Origin of the sequence: Microcoleus sp. Pol11C2 (genome assembly GCF_036701505.1) — a bacterium.
Lineage (GTDB): Bacteria > Cyanobacteriota > Cyanobacteriia > Cyanobacteriales > Microcoleaceae > Microcoleus.
In genome coordinates, this window is sequence record NZ_JAUBQX010000083.1 from 1 (window position 1) to 16,943 (window position 16,943).

Consider the following 16,943-nt stretch of genomic DNA (forward strand, 5'->3'; position numbering starts at 1 on the left):
AAGCGCTGGTTGCACTTCTTCATGCTGTTCGTACCCGTCACAGGCTTGTGGATGAGCTCCATTGGCATCGTCGGTTTAGCATTAAACCTGCGCGCCTATGACTTCGTATCACAAGAATTGCGCGCTGCTGAAGATCCTGAGTTTGAAACGTTCTACACTAAGAACATTCTGCTTAACGAAGGCATTCGTGCTTGGATGGCTCCTACGGACCAACCCCACGAAAACTTCATCTTCCCTGAAGAAGTTCTGCCTCGCGGTAACGCTCTGTAATCAGCGCGAAATATCAAAATTTCCAACATTTTAAAAGGGTAAGATAAATCAGTTTAGGCTTTACCCTTAATGCTTAAAAAGCTCCCGCCACCAGGCGGGAGCTTTTTGTTTCCCGGATTCGATCCAATTAGCGCCCTAAAAAAAGTTGATTTTGTACAAAAACCAAGTCTGCCTGTAGCTATAACAACCTGTTTTTTTTATATCTGGTGAATTCTCCTCTCGGGCAAGAAATTGATCGACCTTTCCCCGTCGCCAGAGTTGCCATGCACCTGATAACCGCACAACCCGGATTCTGAAAAAAATATAAACAAATGGCGGAAACTGCGATCGCCCGATTGCTGTAGAGATCGATCAAAGACCTTCCAGCAGCAGTAATTTGCCATCATCTTACAAAAATCTCCATTTACATCCCCCCACTTCTAATTCCTTGTGTTATTCTAATAATTGTGAACACTAGAACGATACTCAGAACGCAAGTTCTTCTGGTAACGCTGGCAATGGCTAGCGCACAAATCATCACCTTAAATCTTGTATTTAGGTGATGTGCGTTCCAATATTAAGCCATTTAGCTAAACCTGGAGGTGATGCCCATGATAGAAAGTAGTAAACGCATGGGTCATCAGATTGGAAACTACCGGCTGTGCGCCGGGGCCGCTCACTAGCAGTCAGCCGTCGTCTCCAACGGGAAACGACTTCCACGGGGAACCAGGCTGAGCTAGGGATTCTCCCGGCAGTCAGGTTCTAATCTGAAGACCCGCTAGACCGCTCTCACCTCAAATAGTGTTAAATCTTGAGTATTAAAACTTGAGACTAAACGCTATTGGTGAGAGCGGATAGTTTTTGGTCAGGGTTTCTAAACGTTGGCAGTTAATCTGCCATTGCTAATCCCAAAGAAAAAAATATGGCTGAGCTAATTAATAATACTGAAATTCAAGAGCGCGCCAGTCAATTGTCAGGCTGGACAATTGAAGGTAAACAACTGCGCTCTACCCGTTTATTTAAAGATTTTACCGAAGCGATCGCCTTTGTAAATAAGTTAGTCGCCCCCTCAGAAGCCGCAGGACATCACCCCGACATAGAAATCTCCTACAACAAAGTTACAGTTAACTTGACAACCCATGATGCCGGAGGCTTAACTGAGAAAGACTTTGCGCTAGCCCAAGAGATTTCTGCGCTAGATTAAAAGAGTGCCAGTTGACCCAACAAGAGTCCTGCATCTAGCCACAGTCCCCGATCGCCGAAAGCTCGCAAATAAAAAATCGACTTGGGGTTAAAATCGGGTTTGATACTCGCCACTGATGAATCAGGGGAATTCTGGAATAAGACCATTAAGGGCTTTCAAAGGCGTTATCAAAGCACATCTACCCACTCAATATGGACGAATCCAAACTTTGCGTATACTTTTAACTTTTGTATGCTTTCAGAGTCTATCACTTATGCCAGATAAGTACGTTCCACATTTTGATATTTTTGGTCAGTTAAATAGGCTTCCTGTCTAAAAACAGTAGTGGTTTACTGTGCCGGAATCTCACTCCCGACTAAAATGTTTCAACACGTAGATAGTTGTTCTCACTCGCTACACTTATTATATTGTATACTAACTCAAACTGTGCAAGCATTTTGAGGCGACTGAAGCCATGCACTGAGCGTAGCCGAAGAGTCGCTGCCGCTTTCCTCCCCATGTCTAAAGCCAGGGGCTTCTCGCTCGTTTTTAGGTGAAAAGTCGAGAGGCCAAACGTTCAATGTATAAAAGGCTATTCCCCATCATCCGACCATGATCGTATTTGAAAAGCCAGAGTTCAAGAACGAGTCGGCAGCAGAAAAAACCGATCTGATAGAAAAGCTTTTAGATATTGGCGCAGCTCTGTCGAGCGCCCAAGATTTGGGCGACTTGTTAAACTTAATTTTATCCAAAAGTAGGGAAATTACCTACAGCGATGCTGGCAGCGTTTACTTAGTAGATCACAGCGACGAAAAATCTAAGCTGCTGTTCAAGGTAGCCCAAAACGCTTCTAAACCGAGACTGTCGTTTAAAGAGTTTGCCCTGCCACTGACAGACAAAAGCTTGGCGGGATACGTGGCAATTACAGGTCAAAGTTTGAACCTGTCTGATGCCTACGACTTGCCCCCCGGCGTACCCTATCGGCTAGATACCAGTTTTGACAGGGATATTGATTACCGCACCTGCTCGGTAATGGTACTGCCGATGCAAAACCGACAGGGGGAGACAATAGGTGTACTGCAATTGATCAACCGCAAAACAAAGGCAGATACGGTCCTGACAGCAGACAATGCCTGGGAATCGACGCAGCAGTATTCGGAGTGGGAAGAAAGGATAGTTCGATCGCTCGCTTCTCAAGCTGCAATCTCGATCGAGCGCAATCAACTCCAAGACAGCATAGAACATTTGTTCGAGGGCTTCGTTAAAGCCTCGGTACAAGTCATAGAAGCCAGAGACCCCTGTACCTACGGCCATTCAGAACGAGTAGCAGCGCTCACAGTACGCCTTTCAGAAGAAGTAAACACCGTCAGCAGCGGAGAACTGCGCTCTATTTACTTTAACAACCGCCAAATTCAAGAACTTCGCTACGCCGCCCTGCTGCACGATTTTGGCAAAATTGGAGTGCCCGAAGCAGTTTTGACCAAACAGAAAAAGCTCTACCCCGCACAGCTAGAAATCATTCGGCACCGCTTTGGTTTAGCTCAGCGGACAATGGAAATGGAATGCGTCCAGTCTAAATATAAATACTTGCTAGAGCATTCAGCCTACCGAAAACACCCGACCCAGGAGCCAGAGTGCGCTCAGTGCCAGGAAATCGAACAGCTAGACACTAAGCTAGCAGAGGCGAAAACCAGATTAGCAGAATACTGGGAAGTGCTGCTAGAGGCAAACGAGCCTCACATTTTGGCAGCAGAACCGCTAGCTCAACTGCGAGAGATTGCTCGACAAACTTATAGAGATATAGATGGGGCAAGGAAACCCCTGCTGAACTCAGACGAGATCCTGCAATTGATGGTGTCGAGGGGCAACCTGACGCCGGAAGAACGATCGGCAATAGAATTTCACGTAACTCACACTTACGAGTTTCTCAAACAAATTCCTTGGACAAAGGATTTAAAGAATGTTCCAGACATTGCCTACGGACATCACGAAAAACTCGACGGCACAGGCTATCCGCGAGGTCTAAACAAGTCAGAAATTCCAATTCAAGCACAATTGATGACGATCGCGGATATTTACGACGCCCTGACAGCAGGCGATCGCCCCTACAAGCGAGCTCTGCGAACAGAGGCAGCAATGAAAATTTTGCGGCAAGAAGCAGCTCACAATAAAATCAACGCCGATTTGTTAGAACTGTTCGATTACCGCCAAGTCTTTAGCGTCCTGGGACACAGCTTGAGTGTTAAAGTCGAATCAGCCTAGACGAGTCGGGCGTGCTGTGCTAAAAAGTAAATAGGCAATCAGGCGCTATCCAGTGTCAGCAGTCAAATCAATTCACAGCCCAAGCCCGGTCTGGTTTTGAGGCAGTTGAGTACAGGTTGAAAAACAGGCTCTCTGCAGCCGTCAGTGACATCTATATACTCGGTCAGCCCAAAAGAATCAAAAGAAAAAGTGAATTTTAGGTCTCTTTTTAGAGTATGCTAGTTGAGCAACGACTGACCACATAGAAGACTAGAAAAGTTTCTCTGTAATCGGTGTGAGGATGAGAGTGAATATGTCGAAATTTTTGTGGAGTTACTTACTAATCAGCCCAGCAGTCTTAGGAGCTACCCTAGTAGTTTCTTCGAGCGCGATGGCAGCAGACGCTCAGCAGGCTGCTGATGCGGTCAATCCCGCTGTCGCAAAAGCTGAAACCGCTGAAACCTCCGAAGCGAAACTAAATGCTTTAGCTGCTGTTTCCGAAACAACCGCAGCCTCCGAGCCAGTAGAAGAAATTTCCCAAGTCGCTGGCAGCGAAACCCACGCAGCGATTGAAGATTTGGCCACGCCTGCAACTGAAAGTGCGATCGTGGGAGCCAACACAGCCCCTGCTGAGGCAGAGCCCCAAGCGGCATCACAACCTACAAGTGAATCTTTAGCCGCAGTTGAGCCAACAGTCGCTCAACCAGTAGAAAATTCAGCCCCGGCAGCCCAACTAGAAATTCCAGCCCCGGCAGCTACCGCTCTCCCAGAGCAAATCGGTGCAGTTCAATTAGAAACTCCAGCCCCGGCAGTGGCAGAGTCGCCAGAACAAAGTTTGCCAAAAGCGGCTGAATCTGTAGCGCAAACTGCAGCACCACAAGAGCAAAACCCAGCCGCCACATTAGAACAGCTCAACCAGTACACCACCGAAGGTACGGCCGGCAGCGAAACAGAAGGTCAAGTTACCTCTGTTTCCCAACTTTCCGACGTGCGGCCTACAGACTGGGCCTTCCAAGCACTGCAATCCCTAGTCGAGCGCTACGGCTGTATTGCCGGTTATCCCGACGGCACCTTCCGCGGCAACCGGGCAATGACCCGCTACGAATTCGCAGCCGGTTTAAATGCTTGCTTAGACAAGGTTAGCGAGCTAATTAGAGGTGGCACTGGCAACTTCGCTACGAGAGATGACTTGGCAGCCCTCCAACGGCTCCAAGAAGAATTTGCAGCGGAACTGGCAACCCTGCGCGGTCGCGTCGATGCTTTGGAAGCTCGGACAGCCGAACTCGAAGCCAACCAATTCTCCACCACTACCAAGCTGACTGGGGAAGCTATTTTCGCCCTCAGCGACGACTTTAGTAGCGACGTTAGCGTTTTTGGCAGAGACGGCGAAAGAATCGGCAGCAACAATAACGAAGCTGTCTTCCAACAGCGGGTGCGTCTCAATTTAAATACGAGCTTCACCGGGAGAGACTTGCTGCTGACCAGGCTTCAAGTCGGCAACGGTCAAAGATTTAACCTTGGGGCTACCAGCGAAGGCACTCAAACTTGGAATTATGTCGGCAGAACCGACAATGTTGTTGCCCTCGACACTTTGCTGTACAAGTTCCCCGTCGGTCAGCGACTGAACGTTAGCCTGATAGCCAACGCTGGCGTTTGGGACGACATTATCCCGACTGTCAACCCTTACTTTGAAGACTTTGACGGCGGCAACGGGTCATTGAGCACCTTTGGACAGCGGAACCCGATTTATCGCTTGGGCGGTGGGTCAGGTATTGGCTTTGACTATGCCTTCGGTGGCAGGGGCTTGCTGGGCGGCGTGTTCGGCCCCACTTCTCTGTCCTTCGGTTATTTGGCGTCAACAGCAGCCAGTCCGGCTAGGGGTGCAGGCTTGTTGAACGGCGACTACGCGGCGATGGGTCAGTTGACTTTTACCCCCGGACGCAACTTGCAAGTTGCTTTCAACTACAACCACGGTTACTTTAGCAGAGGTAACTTTGGGTTTGACAATGGTTTAGCGAATGGGCCAGACAGTCTCGGCGGTTTCACCGGTACGGGCGTGGCTAATTCTCTCAACGGTTTGAGCGAGGGTTTTGAGGGCTTCGGCGCTCGTAAAGTTGTTAGCAACTCCTACGGTGCTCAGGCTTCGTTGCGGCTGAGCCCGAGGTTTATCCTTGGCGGCTGGGCTGGTTTAACTAATGCCCGCATTATCGGCATCGGCGATGCGAAAATCTGGAACTACGCTGTCACCTTGGCTTTGCCTGATTTAGGGAAAGAAGGTAACTTGCTAGGGCTCGTGGTAGGTCGTGAGCCTTACTTGGATAAACTTGAAGCTTCGAGGAGTTTGCGGAGCTTCCGCAACGATGATTCCTATCACGTTGAAGGTTTCTACAAGTTTCAGCTCTCGGACAACATTTCTGTTACTCCGGGCGTGATTTGGGTGACAAATCCTAATCAAGATGACCGTAATGATGACATCATCATTGGTACTCTGAGAACTACTTTCACGTTCTAAGAGCGGGTTAGAGGAGGCAGGGAGGTTATAACCTCTCTGCTGGCCACTCTAAAGGCCAAGTTTAGCCCTGCCTAGCGCAGGGCTTTTTTGTTTGCGGGAGGAAGGGGGCGCCAAGAATAAATTAAAAATTAAAAATTATCAGTCACAGAGGCAGACAACCAGTTTCTTGAGGTAAGACAACAGTGGTGGAAGCGGAGCGAGCCAAAACGAGAAACTGGGTTTGTTGGGTTCAGATTGCCGATCGTTCCAAGGATGAAGTGATGAAAGTCGCTCAAGTTCAGTGGAAAACCGGGGTATAATAAAAGGTAAAGTTAGGAGTTAGAATTTGGAACTCAACATTGATGAGAATTTTAACATCTGACTTCGGAGTAGATAATTCTGATATTTGAAGCAATTATGGTAGAACTCTCCTGTAAAAGCGAATACGCAATCTTAGCTTTGCTGGAGCTGGCCGATTGCTACGAGGAAGGCGAGCCTCTGCAAATTCGCCAGATAGCGGCTCAGCAAAATATTCCTGATCGATATTTAGAACAGTTGCTGGCTACCATGAGACGCTGCGGGCTGATTCGCAGCCAGCGAGGAGCTAAGGGAGGTTATATCTTGGCGAGGGAACCGTGGAAAATTACACTCCTAGAAATTATCAACTGTCTCGAAGGCTCAGAGTTCGATCGATCTGAAAAAGACTCGCCTGCTCAAACTGTAGAAAGTGCGGTGATTTGGGAAGTTTGGCAAGAAGCTCGATCGATTGCCAACTCAGTTTTGCACAAATACACGCTACAGGATCTGTGCGAAAAGCGTAATGGCAGACGGCAGCTCGATATCATGTATTACATCTAGTTAAAATATTGCCAACTAGGAATTAACATTTACTTTCAACCACAAACTGACAAAGATTATGCGTATTGCTGGCGACATTACAGAATTGGTAGGGCGGACGCCCCTGGTGCAACTCAACCGCATTCCTCAAGCTGAAGGTTGCTTGGCTCGGATTGTGGTAAAACTCGAAGGCATGAATCCGGCATCATCGGTGAAAGACCGCATCGGTGTCAATATGGTCAATCAAGCAGAGGCCGAAGGGCTGATTAGTCCAGGCAAAACGGTTTTAGTGGAACCGACTTCTGGCAATACCGGAATTGCTCTGGCAATGGTGGCCGCGGCTAAGGGCTACCAGTTAATTTTGACGATGCCGGATACGATGAGCACGGAGCGCCGATCGATGCTGCGAGCTTACGGAGCCCAATTAGAACTGACTCCCGGAATTGAGGGCATGAGTGGCTGCATCCGCCGCGCTCAAGAGATTGTGGACAAAACTCCCAATGCGTATATGTTGCAGCAGTTTCGGAATCCAGCGAACCCGCAGGTTCACCGTTCGACAACGGCTGAGGAAATTTGGGAAGATACAGACGGCGAGGTGGATTTCCTGATTTCGGGAGTCGGCACCGGCGGTACGATTACGGGTGTCGCAGAGGTGATTAAGTCGCGGAAACCCGATTTTAAGGCGATCGCCGTTGAGCCGGCTAACAGTCAGGTACTGTCGGGTGGAAAGCCAGGGCCTCACAAAATTCAAGGTATCGGTGCTGGTTTTGTGCCGCCGGTGCTGAATGTGGATTCGATCGACGAAATTATAGTTGTTACCGATGACGAGTCGATCGCCTACAGCCGCCGCTTGGCCAGAGAAGAAGGACTGTTGTCCGGTATTTCCAGCGGTGCGGCACTATGTGCGGCTGTGAAAGTCGGCAAGCGCCCCGAAAATGCAGGGAAATTGATTGTAATGATTCAGCCTAGCTTCGGCGAACGCTATCTGAGCACTCCCTTGTTCCAAGATCCAGAACTCAATATGGCGATGGCCCTCAACTAGGCTAGCCTCCGGCTCAAGTAGCAGAAACTGAGAGCAGGGCGTACAATGTACGCCCTGCTTGGCTTTTGAGTTTAAAGAATTGGCATAGGTTGTAACTCCCTCGATCGCGATCGATGCTGAATTTGTCAAGGGGGTTGTTTTTGAAGCGCTTTGGGCGTGTTAACGAAGCGGGCGTTGATCGCTCTTGTGGCGAAGGAAGAGGAAAGAAAAGAAGGAGCTAACTGTTGGCGAGAGCAGCGCTATAGGAGTCCCGAATGTCGATCGGCTCACCACTTCCAAAGCTTCAATGTTTTTATAAAATAGATTTATGATAAGTTGAAAACTGAGGTTTTTTACTGACAATTTTTGACATTTATATCAGATAAATAATTAAAAAATTAGCAAAAAATGATATTTTTGTCAAGCAATTTTTCACATATTATCCAGATTTCAAGGAAATAACAGCGTGTCTTCCGTTATCAATCACTACAAAACCCTAAAGATTAGCCCAACCGCAACACAAGCCGAGATTAAACAAGCATACCGCCGTTTAGTCAAATTATTTCATCCAGACAGCCGCAGCGACATAGCGGGTCACGAAGAAATTGTCCGCCTCAATGCAGCCTATGAAATATTAGGAGACGCTCAGCACAGACAATCTTACGATCGCCAACTTTCCGAGCAAACCGAACAGCAATCACCAGCCGCACCAAACGTCAGCCGCCAGCAAACACAAACAGCAAGGGACGCGGATGAACTAATGGAACAGTGGCTGATTAAAGTATACAAACCAGTCAATAGAATGCTCAACAGCATCTTGAAGCCGCTTAAAAAAGAAATAGACGAATTGTCAGCAGATCCGTTTGATGACGAACTGATAGAAAAGTTTCAACTTTATATCGAAACCAGCCGCGAGTTCCTCAAAAAAGCTCATAACTTTCTTACATCAATGCCCAATCCATCTAATGTAGCCGGAGTTGCGGCCCATCTCTACTACTGTATCAATCAAGTCGGAGACGGCATAGAAGAATTGTATTTATTTACCCTCAATTATGACGATCGCCACTTGCACACCGGTCAAGAACTGTTTAGAATTGCCGCTAGACTGCGACGGGAAGCGCAGGATGAATTAAAAATTAAAAGTTAAAAAAGCAGATTGTTCCCTCTTCCCTCTTCCTTCTTCCTTCTTCCGGACATCCGTTACATCCGTTACATCCGCCCTTGCAAATCCGTTGCCGAACTTCCTTCTTTCAAATTCCAAAAAGAACTTGAATTCGCTTGCGAATTTTAATAAAAGGAGTTTGTCCCAGAGAGTCGCCATCTAACAATCCCAAATCTCTCAAAGCTTGCTGGCGTTCCGACAATTTTTGAGCAATCTGATCGGCTAAATTGGGTTGTTCTCTTAAAAGTTTTTGCAAGTCGTGACGTTCCACCACAAACAAAATTGCATCTTCGCTAGTTTTAACAGTCGCCGTTCTCGGAGTACCTAACAGCAAAGATATTTCCCCAAAAAACTCGCCCTCATGAAGCGTAGCAATATACTGACCGGCTTTTTGAGAAAGAACTTCTACAGTACCTGAAAGAATAATATAAAAAGAATCGCCAGGGTCATTTTCTTTACATACCACCTGTCCCGCTGGAAAGAGTTGTCGGTAGCCATATTCAATTAACTGTCGGAGTTCTAAATCCGTACACTGTTCAAAATAAGTTACTCGCCGCAACAAATCTCGCAGCGTCCAATTATTGGGGGATTTAGGCGCTGGATTTTTAGGTTCAGAAACGGTGGAATTAGATTTTAACTCGGCTGAATGTTTGGCATTGTGCGGAAAAACTTTTCCGTTGGAATTATCGTCTTTGTTATTGTGAAAAAGTTGAGTTAACTCTTGCGGGTTTCGCAGCCACAAATCCCGCTGGGGAAAGGGAATTTCGATATTTCGGTGGCGCAATTCGTAATCTATTAAAAAATTTACCGCGCTTTTAATAGCATCGCTTTCCTGCGGCTGGTCAATCCAAACTAAAAGTTCAAAATTTAAAGCGTTATCTCCAAAACCGTGAAACCATACTTTAGGAGAAGGATGGGACAAGACATTCGATTCCATCCGCGCCGCAATTAACAGCGCTTCCGTAACTATTACTGGGTCTGATCCGTAAGCAACACCGACGGGGATGTGGATGCGGCATCTGGGGTCTTTGTAACTCCAGTTAATAATGTTAGTTTCGACAAACTTAATATTTGGTATGATTACAAATAGACCGTCAATTGTTTTTATAATTGTAGAGCGGATCGAAATAGTTTCTACTGTTCCTAATAACTTGTCTATTTCAATAAAGTCTCCGACTCTAATTTGGTGTTCAAATAGCAGGGTGAGACCGCTGATAAAGTTGCTGGCGAGATTTTGCAAGCCGAAGCCGAAACCAATGCCGACAACCCCAGCTAAAACGGTGAGAGAAGTGAGGTTGATGCCGGCACTTTGCAGGACGAATATACAGCCAAGAGTTGCTAAAATATAGCTAATGATGGTGGAAATTGCTTCTCGACTGCCGCGATCCAATCCCATCCTAACTAGCAGGCTGCGCTTGATTCCTTCACTGATAATCTTAGCTATAATCAACGCAAATATAGCTAAAATTATCAGTTTGACGATCGCACTGATGGACAGATGAGTGTCCCCGATATAAAATAGCGGGGTTGTCATAGCACCCGATAAATGTTCAAAAAAGCGATCGGCTCGTGCAGTAATCGAATTCATTAATATTTGGTAATGGGTAATTGGTGATTGATAATGGGTGATATCAATTCCGGTTGCACCGGCATTATTGTTGACTGTTGACTGTTAACTGTTAACTGTCACTCGAAAAACTGAATGATAGCTGAGTATTGACTGTTGATTCGATTTTACGCCCGACGATGCTAGCGGAGTTGATATGATTAGTTTTAAGCGCAACTGAACCGCAAACTGCTCATTATTGCAGAGCTTAGGTGAAAAACTCGAACTGTGGAGTGTCGTGTGTTGCAAAAAAAGTCCATTTCCTTCGGAATAGCTCAGCTTCACCCACTCTCTCAAAGACTCGTAACTGATGGGTTAGTAACAGATGGCGAGAAACTGTTTTGTAGCGGTATTTTCTGCCAGATATCTGTGTTGTCGCGTAAAATGGGCCCTGCGGCTCGATCGACGATCGGCGACGTGTTGCCAATATTTGGAAAATTGGTAGAAATTCATTTACAGCACCCTCAAATAATCGAAAAATTCCAGCAAAAATTAGTTTATCCTTAAGAAGTAAGTCCTTTACAGAACTTAACAAGCTTACCCTACTTGACTTTTATGCAGTGCATCATCAATCGTCGGGCACAGTTTTCGGCGAGTCACCGGTACTGGCTGCCGGAGTTAAGCGAAGCCGAGAACTTTGAGCGGTTTGGGCCAACTGCCCGCGCACCGGGACACGGACACAATTACGTCCTTTACGTTTCCATGATAGGCGAACTCGACGAGTACGGCATGGTACTCAACCTGTCTGATGTCAAGCACGTCATCAAGCGGGAAGTTATCAAGGATCTCGATTTTTCCTTTCTCAACGAAGCGTGGCCGGAATTTGAGCAGACTCTGCCAACTACCGAAAACATAGCACGGCAAATTTGGCTGCGGCTAGCCCCTCATTTACCTGTGAGCAAAATTCAATTGTTTGAACATCCCGAACTTTGGGCTGAATATTTAGGAAACGGAATGGAAGCTTATCTAACTTTGTCCACTCATTTTAGCGCGGCCCATCGGTTGGCTCGTCCCGATTTGAGTTTTGAAGAAAACTCGGAAATTTACGGCAAATGTGCTCGTCCCAACGGTCACGGTCACAATTATCATTTAGAGGTGACTGTTAAAGGGGAAATTGATGCGCGGACTGGCATGATTGCTGATTTGGGAGCTTTACAAAAAGCCGTTGACGATTATGTTGTTGAACCCTTCGATCACACTTTTTTAAATAAGGATATTGCTTATTTTGAGAACGTTGTGCCGACTGCGGAGAATATTGCAGTTCGGATCGGGCAATTGTTGCGATCGCCCGTTCGGGAATTGGGCGCAGAGTTGCACAAAATTAAGCTGATTGAAAGTCCGAATAATAGCTGTGAAATTTACGGCGCTGATTTAGAGGAAGTGGCGGCTGAACGTCAGCAGCCGGACGCGGTTTTAGCGGCAGTTTAGAGTTAAAAATCGGGTCGGTTGGGGCGGGTTCACCCGGATAGTGGGCTAATTGTGCAGATTGGTGAAGCCCGCCCTACCAGCCTAATGATAATTGCGAGAGTTATTCAACCGCATGAGGCGCGAGAATATATTCTTTCACCAAAGTTCCACAGCCAGAATTATTGGCAGTTTTCCTGAAAAGTCAGGCTGCGCGCGTATTTTGGAGATAGTAAGTCAGCATTCCTCATGTCAGCTATTCTAAATGCTGAGACGATGAGGTCGATCGCCCGATCGCTGACAACCAAGCACTAATTTCTCCTAAATGAGTTGACGTTTATGCGCGTCTCTAATCTAGCTCTCTTGACTCTGGCTGCCCTCGCATCCCACAATTTAACTGCTAATAGTAGCACCAATCCTGCTGCACCTCCTATTTCTCCTCAGACACCGCAGGCTAGCAACTTTGTTGATGCCGTAAATAATACTGAATCGCGTCCGGCTGAGTCAATTAGTGAGCCTGAGACGATCGCCCACGAACAATTTTCCCCCAATACGACTGTATCCCGTCGGGCTGAGTCAATTAGCGAGCCTGAGACGATCGCTCACGAACAATTTTCCCGGCGAATTGCTGTAAAATCGCCCACAGGTTTGCTGGTAGCGGCCGCTCAACCTGATTTATCTGCTAGTGCAAAAACCAAGGCGAATACTCCTGCTGCATCCGGCGATGAACTAACAAAATCTTTACAAGAAACCTGGCTGGCTAAATTAATCGAAACCGGGGTTGAAAGCAATCCTCAAGTTCGCGAGGTTGTCGCTTTTATCTCCCCGTCTAGTGGCAATTCTGAATCTGGATACGGTTTTAATAGTACCATAACTCTGCTCAATATTTTGCTAATTCTTGGTACGGTATTTCCACCGGTGACAATTGCATTTTTTTGGATGATGCGACGGCTGATAATCAAACAGTTGGTTGCTGATGCCAATAAAAGATTGCAGGGCATTGGTGTATTGGAATCCGAGCTCATAAATTCTAGCCAACTGACTCAAAAGTTGAGGGATGAATTAGAAGCGCAAATGGGTGCAGCTAAACAATCTCTTGATTTTTTAAGTAGAGAAACTGAACTTTCCAAATCTTCCGTCGAGCAAATTGAGACTCTCAAATCTCAATTTATCATGCACCTGCAAGTTTTGCGTACAGAAGTTGACGAGAAAAAATCTCAAATTGTTCAAGAAATTTCCCAAGTTCCTGCAGTTGTTGCCAAAGAAGCTCTCAAACTCGCACCTCAACCGCCCTTAAACACTTCCCAAAATTCGCAAACTGCACCTGCTAGCAACGAAAAATTGATTGCTGACGATTATATCAAGCAAGCCGAAGGGCTTTATTTTCAAGGAAATTATGATGAGGCATTAGGCTGCTTAGAAAAAGCTATTTTAGCGAATAAAAATTTGGATGAGGCTTGGTATTGGCGCGGAAATGTGTTAATAAGATTGCAGCGCCCGGAAGAAGCACTCGCCTGTTACGATCAAGCACTATCGATTAAACCAGATAACTACGAAGTGTGGTATAACAAAGCGTATTTGCTGGGAAAAATTCACAGGTACGAAGAGGCGATCGCCTGTTACGAACGAGCAAGTTTGAGCGAATCTAGAAAATACGGTTGTTGGCACAGTATAGCGGCTTTGTTGGGTCAATTGCAGCATTACGAAGAAGCGATCGCCAGTTACGATCGGGCCCTCGCTATCAAAGCAACCGACAGCGAAATTTGGCACAACCGAGGTGCAATGCTGGCCAGAGTACAGCAGCACGCAGCAGCAGTTGATTCTTACGATCGGGCTCTTGAACTCAATTCCAAGAGATATGAAACTTGGTACAATCGAGGCAATATGCTGTGGAGACTGCTCCGCTACAGTGATGCTATTGATTCTTACGATCGGGCGATCGGCATCCGGGCCGATAAATACGAAGTTTGGTACAATCGAGCCGCTGTGCTCGGAAAAATGCAGCGATATCAAGAATCGATCGAATCCTACGACAAAGCAATAGCCCTTAAACCGGAGGATTTTGAAGTGTGGCACAACCGAGGCGTAGCTTTCGATAAACTGTCGCAGCACGAAGCAGCAATTGCATCTTACGAATCAGCAATTACCCTTAATTCCGAGTGTTACGAAGCTTGGTTTGGTAAAGGTGAATCTTTAGCCAAATTGCAGCGCCATGAAGAAGCGATCGCAGCATATGAGACAGCGATTGCTATTAAGCCAGACTCCTACGATGCTTGGCGTCATGTGGGAATAGCTTTGTCAGAATTAAAGCGGTATGAGGAAGCAATGACAGCTTACGATCGAGCTATTGCCATCAAGCCAGAAAATGCCGAAGCTTGGCGCGATCGAGGCGCAATTGTATCAGAATTAAAACAGGATACAGACAAAATTGAATCCGGGGAAAAAGACACTGAAGGTAAGCCAAATTCCGGGGAATCGTCTGCTATTTCAAAGGCCTCTGATAGCAATGTGGATCGGTCTAATTCAGTAGCTTCGATGTAAGAATTGATGATTACATAGCACTTTTGAGTAAAATGAGGTACGCCTGGGAATCGGAATGCGATCGGGGCGTACCTCACTTATTTGAGAATCGCTATAGTGGCTTAGGGGAAAATTGGGTGAGTGCGATCGGACTTAGTACGGGTGGCTCTGGCGAGACTAACTTGTGGGTAGGAACGCCCTGTGGCTTGAGTTGTTACAGCTATTAGCGAAAAAAATGAGCAATGAGGAGGCTCAGTCAAGTTTAAAGTCTCATCATCTAGGCATTATGCCGAATAATTTGTTTATCATAGAAAAGACGCTTTCCTTAGAGATATAACTTCACTCTTGCATGATTGCCCCTAGTGAGTTTCAGCGCTACTTACAAGAAATCTGCCAGCGCTACGAGCATTGGTGGACTGTGGATGCCTTGACCGAAACGATCGCGGATCGACAGGCAACCTTCTCATTTGAGCAGATGGTGCAAACTGAGCAAAAGAAACCAGAGGAAGAGAAAAAGGCACAAATCCTATCACTGCCAATATTTCAAGGAATCCAGAATTATGTCGAATCTGAGCATATTTTGCTGGTAGGTTCCCCCGGTGTCGGCAAATCAACCGCGCTTTTGCGTTGTTTGGTCAGCTTTGCAAAGGAAGAGGTTGAGAAACCAGAACCTCGAATTCCTGTGCTGATTCCGTTGAAAAGTTATAAAGTCAGTTTTTCTAGCCCTGAAGATCCTTCAGGGATGTTGAGTCTGATTAGAAATGCACTTAAGCCAGAACTACAACTAACAATTCCAGAAGTTGAAGATCTATTGTTTCAGAAGAAACGGCTGATTCTGCTCTTAGATGGCTTGAACGAGATGCCAGCAGACACAGTTCGTACACAACTGAAAACATTTCGTGAGCAGTGCGATCGGATTAAGATTCCACTCATCTGCACAACACGAGAGCTAGGAAACGGCGATCTAGGTATTAAAAGACGATTGCAAGTACAGCCTCTTGGTTCTAGTGAAATTGAGCGCTTTTTGCGAGAATGTATGCCCGCTCAAAGGCAACAAGTGTTGCAATTGTTGAGCCGAGACAACCGAGAGTTAAGCCGCACGCCATTTGTTTTGTGGATGCTGTATCAATTGTTTCAGGAGACGGGTACTGTTGTAGATACTTTGGGACAGGCATTCCGTCAATTTTTTCAGACTTTCAAAAAATATAAGGAAGACGCACCCGTTACAGATGAGCGTCGTAAAGCTTGGAATCCTTGGCTGGAACATCTGGCGTTTACAATGCTGAACTCTCCCGAACCAACTGCTCCTGGCTTAATCATCTCTGATGAGCAAGCAGAAAAATTGCTGGTTGAAAAGTTTGGCGATCTTCATGGTGCTCCATCCCGGATTGAAGAGTTGGTTAAGTATCACGTTTGGGAAAGAGTCTCTGATAGGGAAGTTAGTTTTCAGCATCAACTAATCCAGGAATACTATGCGGCGGAGCGGCTAGCGCCACAGTTGGAAAAGTTGAGTGATGAGGAATTGCAATATTACTACTTGAATTATCTCAAGTGGACGGAACCGCTAGCAATGGCGATGTCGTTTGTGGAGTCTGAGGCGTTAGCAGTGCGGATGGTGAAACTGGCACTGGAGGTAGATTTGTATTTGGGAGCAAGGTTAGCTGGGGAAGCTACCCTATCTCTACAACAAGCGACTGTAAACATCATTCTTCAAAAAAAATTCCAGCCATCACTTATAATCTGGCTTTTAGAACAAACTCAGTCGCAGTATGCGTTACCATTCCTGTTTGATATTCATAAAAATGGATGTTCTGATACCCGTTGGCGTGCTACGCGAGCATTAGGTAACTTTAGAGATGTTGCAGTTTTAAAATATTTGATTGAGGCATTAAAAGATCAGGATTCTTATGTTCGTCTGAGCGCAGTGCAGTCATTGGGAAAATTAGGTAATTCAGAAGCCGCCCCAAACCTTTGTCAACTGCTAGATGATGAATATTTATTGGTACGCAGTGTTGTTATAGATGTTTTAGGGAAATTAGAAGGAAGCTCCGCGATTGATTGTTTGAAGATTGCGCTAAAGCATGACGATTATACTGTAAAAACTCCGGCTGCTGAATTTCTAGGACAGCGCGTTCCTCAAGAAGTAATTGCCTTATACCAATTTAATATGAAGCTGCATAGAATAGGGCTTCAAGAATAAAATTGTAAGATGACAACGAACAGATTTGC

The 16,943-nt window shown here is 46.2% G+C and carries 14 protein-coding genes and 1 pseudogene; 12 read left to right on the top strand and 3 right to left on the bottom strand.

All coding sequences use genetic code 11. The features are described 5' to 3' along the window. Both QUA42_RS26355 and QUA42_RS26360 read left to right on the top strand, forming a co-directional pair. Positions 1–270: pseudogene (locus QUA42_RS26355) on the top strand (photosystem II D2 protein (photosystem q(a) protein)); the annotation flags it as partial. A 901-nt stretch (positions 271–1,171) separates the two neighbouring features. Further along, positions 1,172–1,453 carry a 4a-hydroxytetrahydrobiopterin dehydratase gene (locus tag QUA42_RS26360; RefSeq protein WP_333141472.1) on the top strand — a complete coding sequence of 94 codons (282 nt, stop codon included), beginning with the start codon at positions 1,172–1,174 and terminating at the stop codon, positions 1,451–1,453. Here QUA42_RS26360 and QUA42_RS26365 read toward each other — a convergent pair. Further along, a complete protein-coding gene (locus QUA42_RS26365; protein ID WP_333141474.1) occupies positions 1,450–1,599 on the bottom strand; it encodes a hypothetical protein in 150 nt (49 codons plus the stop codon). The genes QUA42_RS26360 and QUA42_RS26365 overlap by 4 nt on opposite strands. A gap of 445 nt (positions 1,600–2,044) precedes the next feature. On the opposite strand from QUA42_RS26365, the gene QUA42_RS26370 reads away from it, so the two are divergent. The 5 genes from QUA42_RS26370 to QUA42_RS26390 all read left to right on the top strand — a co-directional run bounded on the left by QUA42_RS26370 (position 2,045) and on the right by QUA42_RS26390 (position 9,169). Continuing rightward, the gene (locus QUA42_RS26370) at positions 2,045–3,694 is read left to right on the top strand and encodes an HD domain-containing phosphohydrolase (RefSeq protein WP_333141476.1); all 1,650 of its coding nucleotides are present in this window, start codon (positions 2,045–2,047) and stop codon (positions 3,692–3,694) included. 292 nt (positions 3,695–3,986) lie between these two features. Beyond that, positions 3,987–6,185: an iron uptake porin gene (locus QUA42_RS26375; protein ID WP_333141478.1), complete on the top strand. Its 2,199-nt coding sequence runs from the start codon at positions 3,987–3,989 to the stop codon at positions 6,183–6,185. Positions 6,186–6,581: 396 nt separating this feature from the next. Then, a complete protein-coding gene (locus QUA42_RS26380; RefSeq protein ID WP_333040796.1) occupies positions 6,582–7,022 on the top strand; it encodes an Rrf2 family transcriptional regulator in 441 nt (146 codons plus the stop codon). Positions 7,023–7,080: 58 nt separating this feature from the next. Beyond that, the gene (gene cysK, locus QUA42_RS26385) at positions 7,081–8,043 is read left to right on the top strand and encodes a cysteine synthase A (protein WP_333141480.1); all 963 of its coding nucleotides are present in this window, start codon (positions 7,081–7,083) and stop codon (positions 8,041–8,043) included. Positions 8,044–8,488: 445 nt separating this feature from the next. Then, complete coding sequence (locus tag QUA42_RS26390; protein WP_333141482.1) at positions 8,489–9,169, top strand: J domain-containing protein; 681 nt, start codon at positions 8,489–8,491, stop codon at positions 9,167–9,169. Between the two features lie 103 nt (positions 9,170–9,272). Here QUA42_RS26390 and QUA42_RS26395 read toward each other — a convergent pair whose 3' ends face one another. Next, positions 9,273–10,772, bottom strand: a complete 1,500-nt coding sequence (locus QUA42_RS26395) for a cyclic nucleotide-binding domain-containing protein (protein ID WP_333141484.1) — start codon at positions 10,770–10,772, stop codon at positions 9,273–9,275. A 258-nt stretch (positions 10,773–11,030) separates the two neighbouring features. Between QUA42_RS26395 and QUA42_RS26400 the strand changes: the two genes are divergently transcribed. Further along, positions 11,031–11,297 (top strand): hypothetical protein, encoded by a 267-nt coding sequence (locus QUA42_RS26400; RefSeq protein ID WP_333141486.1) that lies wholly within the window; start codon positions 11,031–11,033, stop codon positions 11,295–11,297. Between the two features lie 48 nt (positions 11,298–11,345). Continuing rightward, entirely contained in the window at positions 11,346–12,218 is an 873-nt protein-coding gene (locus QUA42_RS26405) for a 6-carboxytetrahydropterin synthase (RefSeq protein WP_333141488.1), read from the top strand. Between the two features lie 158 nt (positions 12,219–12,376). Here QUA42_RS26405 and QUA42_RS26410 read toward each other — a convergent pair whose 3' ends face one another. Beyond that, complete coding sequence (locus QUA42_RS26410) at positions 12,377–12,502, bottom strand: hypothetical protein (RefSeq protein WP_333141490.1); 126 nt, start codon at positions 12,500–12,502, stop codon at positions 12,377–12,379. 31 nt (positions 12,503–12,533) lie between these two features. Between QUA42_RS26410 and QUA42_RS26415 the strand changes: the two genes are divergently transcribed. The 3 genes from QUA42_RS26415 (at position 12,534) to QUA42_RS26425 (ending at position 16,914) form a co-directional block, all read left to right on the top strand. Next, positions 12,534–14,735, top strand: coding sequence for a tetratricopeptide repeat protein (locus QUA42_RS26415; protein WP_333141492.1), 2,202 nt, complete (start codon positions 12,534–12,536; stop codon positions 14,733–14,735). Between the two features lie 32 nt (positions 14,736–14,767). After that, a complete protein-coding gene (locus QUA42_RS26420) occupies positions 14,768–14,941 on the top strand; it encodes a hypothetical protein (protein WP_333141493.1) in 174 nt (57 codons plus the stop codon). Between the two features lie 122 nt (positions 14,942–15,063). After that, on the top strand, positions 15,064–16,914 hold the full coding sequence (locus QUA42_RS26425) for a HEAT repeat domain-containing protein (RefSeq protein WP_333141495.1): 1,851 nt from the start codon (positions 15,064–15,066) through the stop codon (positions 16,912–16,914). Positions 16,915–16,943 lie beyond the last annotated feature (29 nt).

What these genes read in the sequence shown, in the direction of transcription:
- QUA42_RS26360 (WP_333141472.1), top strand. Translation starts at nt 1,172, where the DNA reads ATGGCTGAGCTAATTAATAATACTGAAATTCAAGAGCGCGCCAGTCAA.
- QUA42_RS26365 (WP_333141474.1), bottom strand. Translation starts at nt 1,599, where the DNA reads ATGGTCTTATTCCAGAATTCCCCTGATTCATCAGTGGCGAGTATCAAA.
- QUA42_RS26370 (WP_333141476.1), top strand. Translation starts at nt 2,045, where the DNA reads ATGATCGTATTTGAAAAGCCAGAGTTCAAGAACGAGTCGGCAGCAGAA.
- QUA42_RS26375 (WP_333141478.1), top strand. Translation starts at nt 3,987, where the DNA reads ATGTCGAAATTTTTGTGGAGTTACTTACTAATCAGCCCAGCAGTCTTA.
- QUA42_RS26380 (WP_333040796.1), top strand. Translation starts at nt 6,582, where the DNA reads ATGGTAGAACTCTCCTGTAAAAGCGAATACGCAATCTTAGCTTTGCTG.
- cysK (WP_333141480.1), top strand. Translation starts at nt 7,081, where the DNA reads ATGCGTATTGCTGGCGACATTACAGAATTGGTAGGGCGGACGCCCCTG.
- QUA42_RS26395 (WP_333141484.1), bottom strand. Translation starts at nt 10,772, where the DNA reads ATGAATTCGATTACTGCACGAGCCGATCGCTTTTTTGAACATTTATCG.
- QUA42_RS26405 (WP_333141488.1), top strand. Translation starts at nt 11,346, where the DNA reads ATGCAGTGCATCATCAATCGTCGGGCACAGTTTTCGGCGAGTCACCGG.
- QUA42_RS26415 (WP_333141492.1), top strand. Translation starts at nt 12,534, where the DNA reads ATGCGCGTCTCTAATCTAGCTCTCTTGACTCTGGCTGCCCTCGCATCC.
- QUA42_RS26420 (WP_333141493.1), top strand. Translation starts at nt 14,768, where the DNA reads ATGAGGTACGCCTGGGAATCGGAATGCGATCGGGGCGTACCTCACTTA.
- QUA42_RS26425 (WP_333141495.1), top strand. Translation starts at nt 15,064, where the DNA reads ATGATTGCCCCTAGTGAGTTTCAGCGCTACTTACAAGAAATCTGCCAG.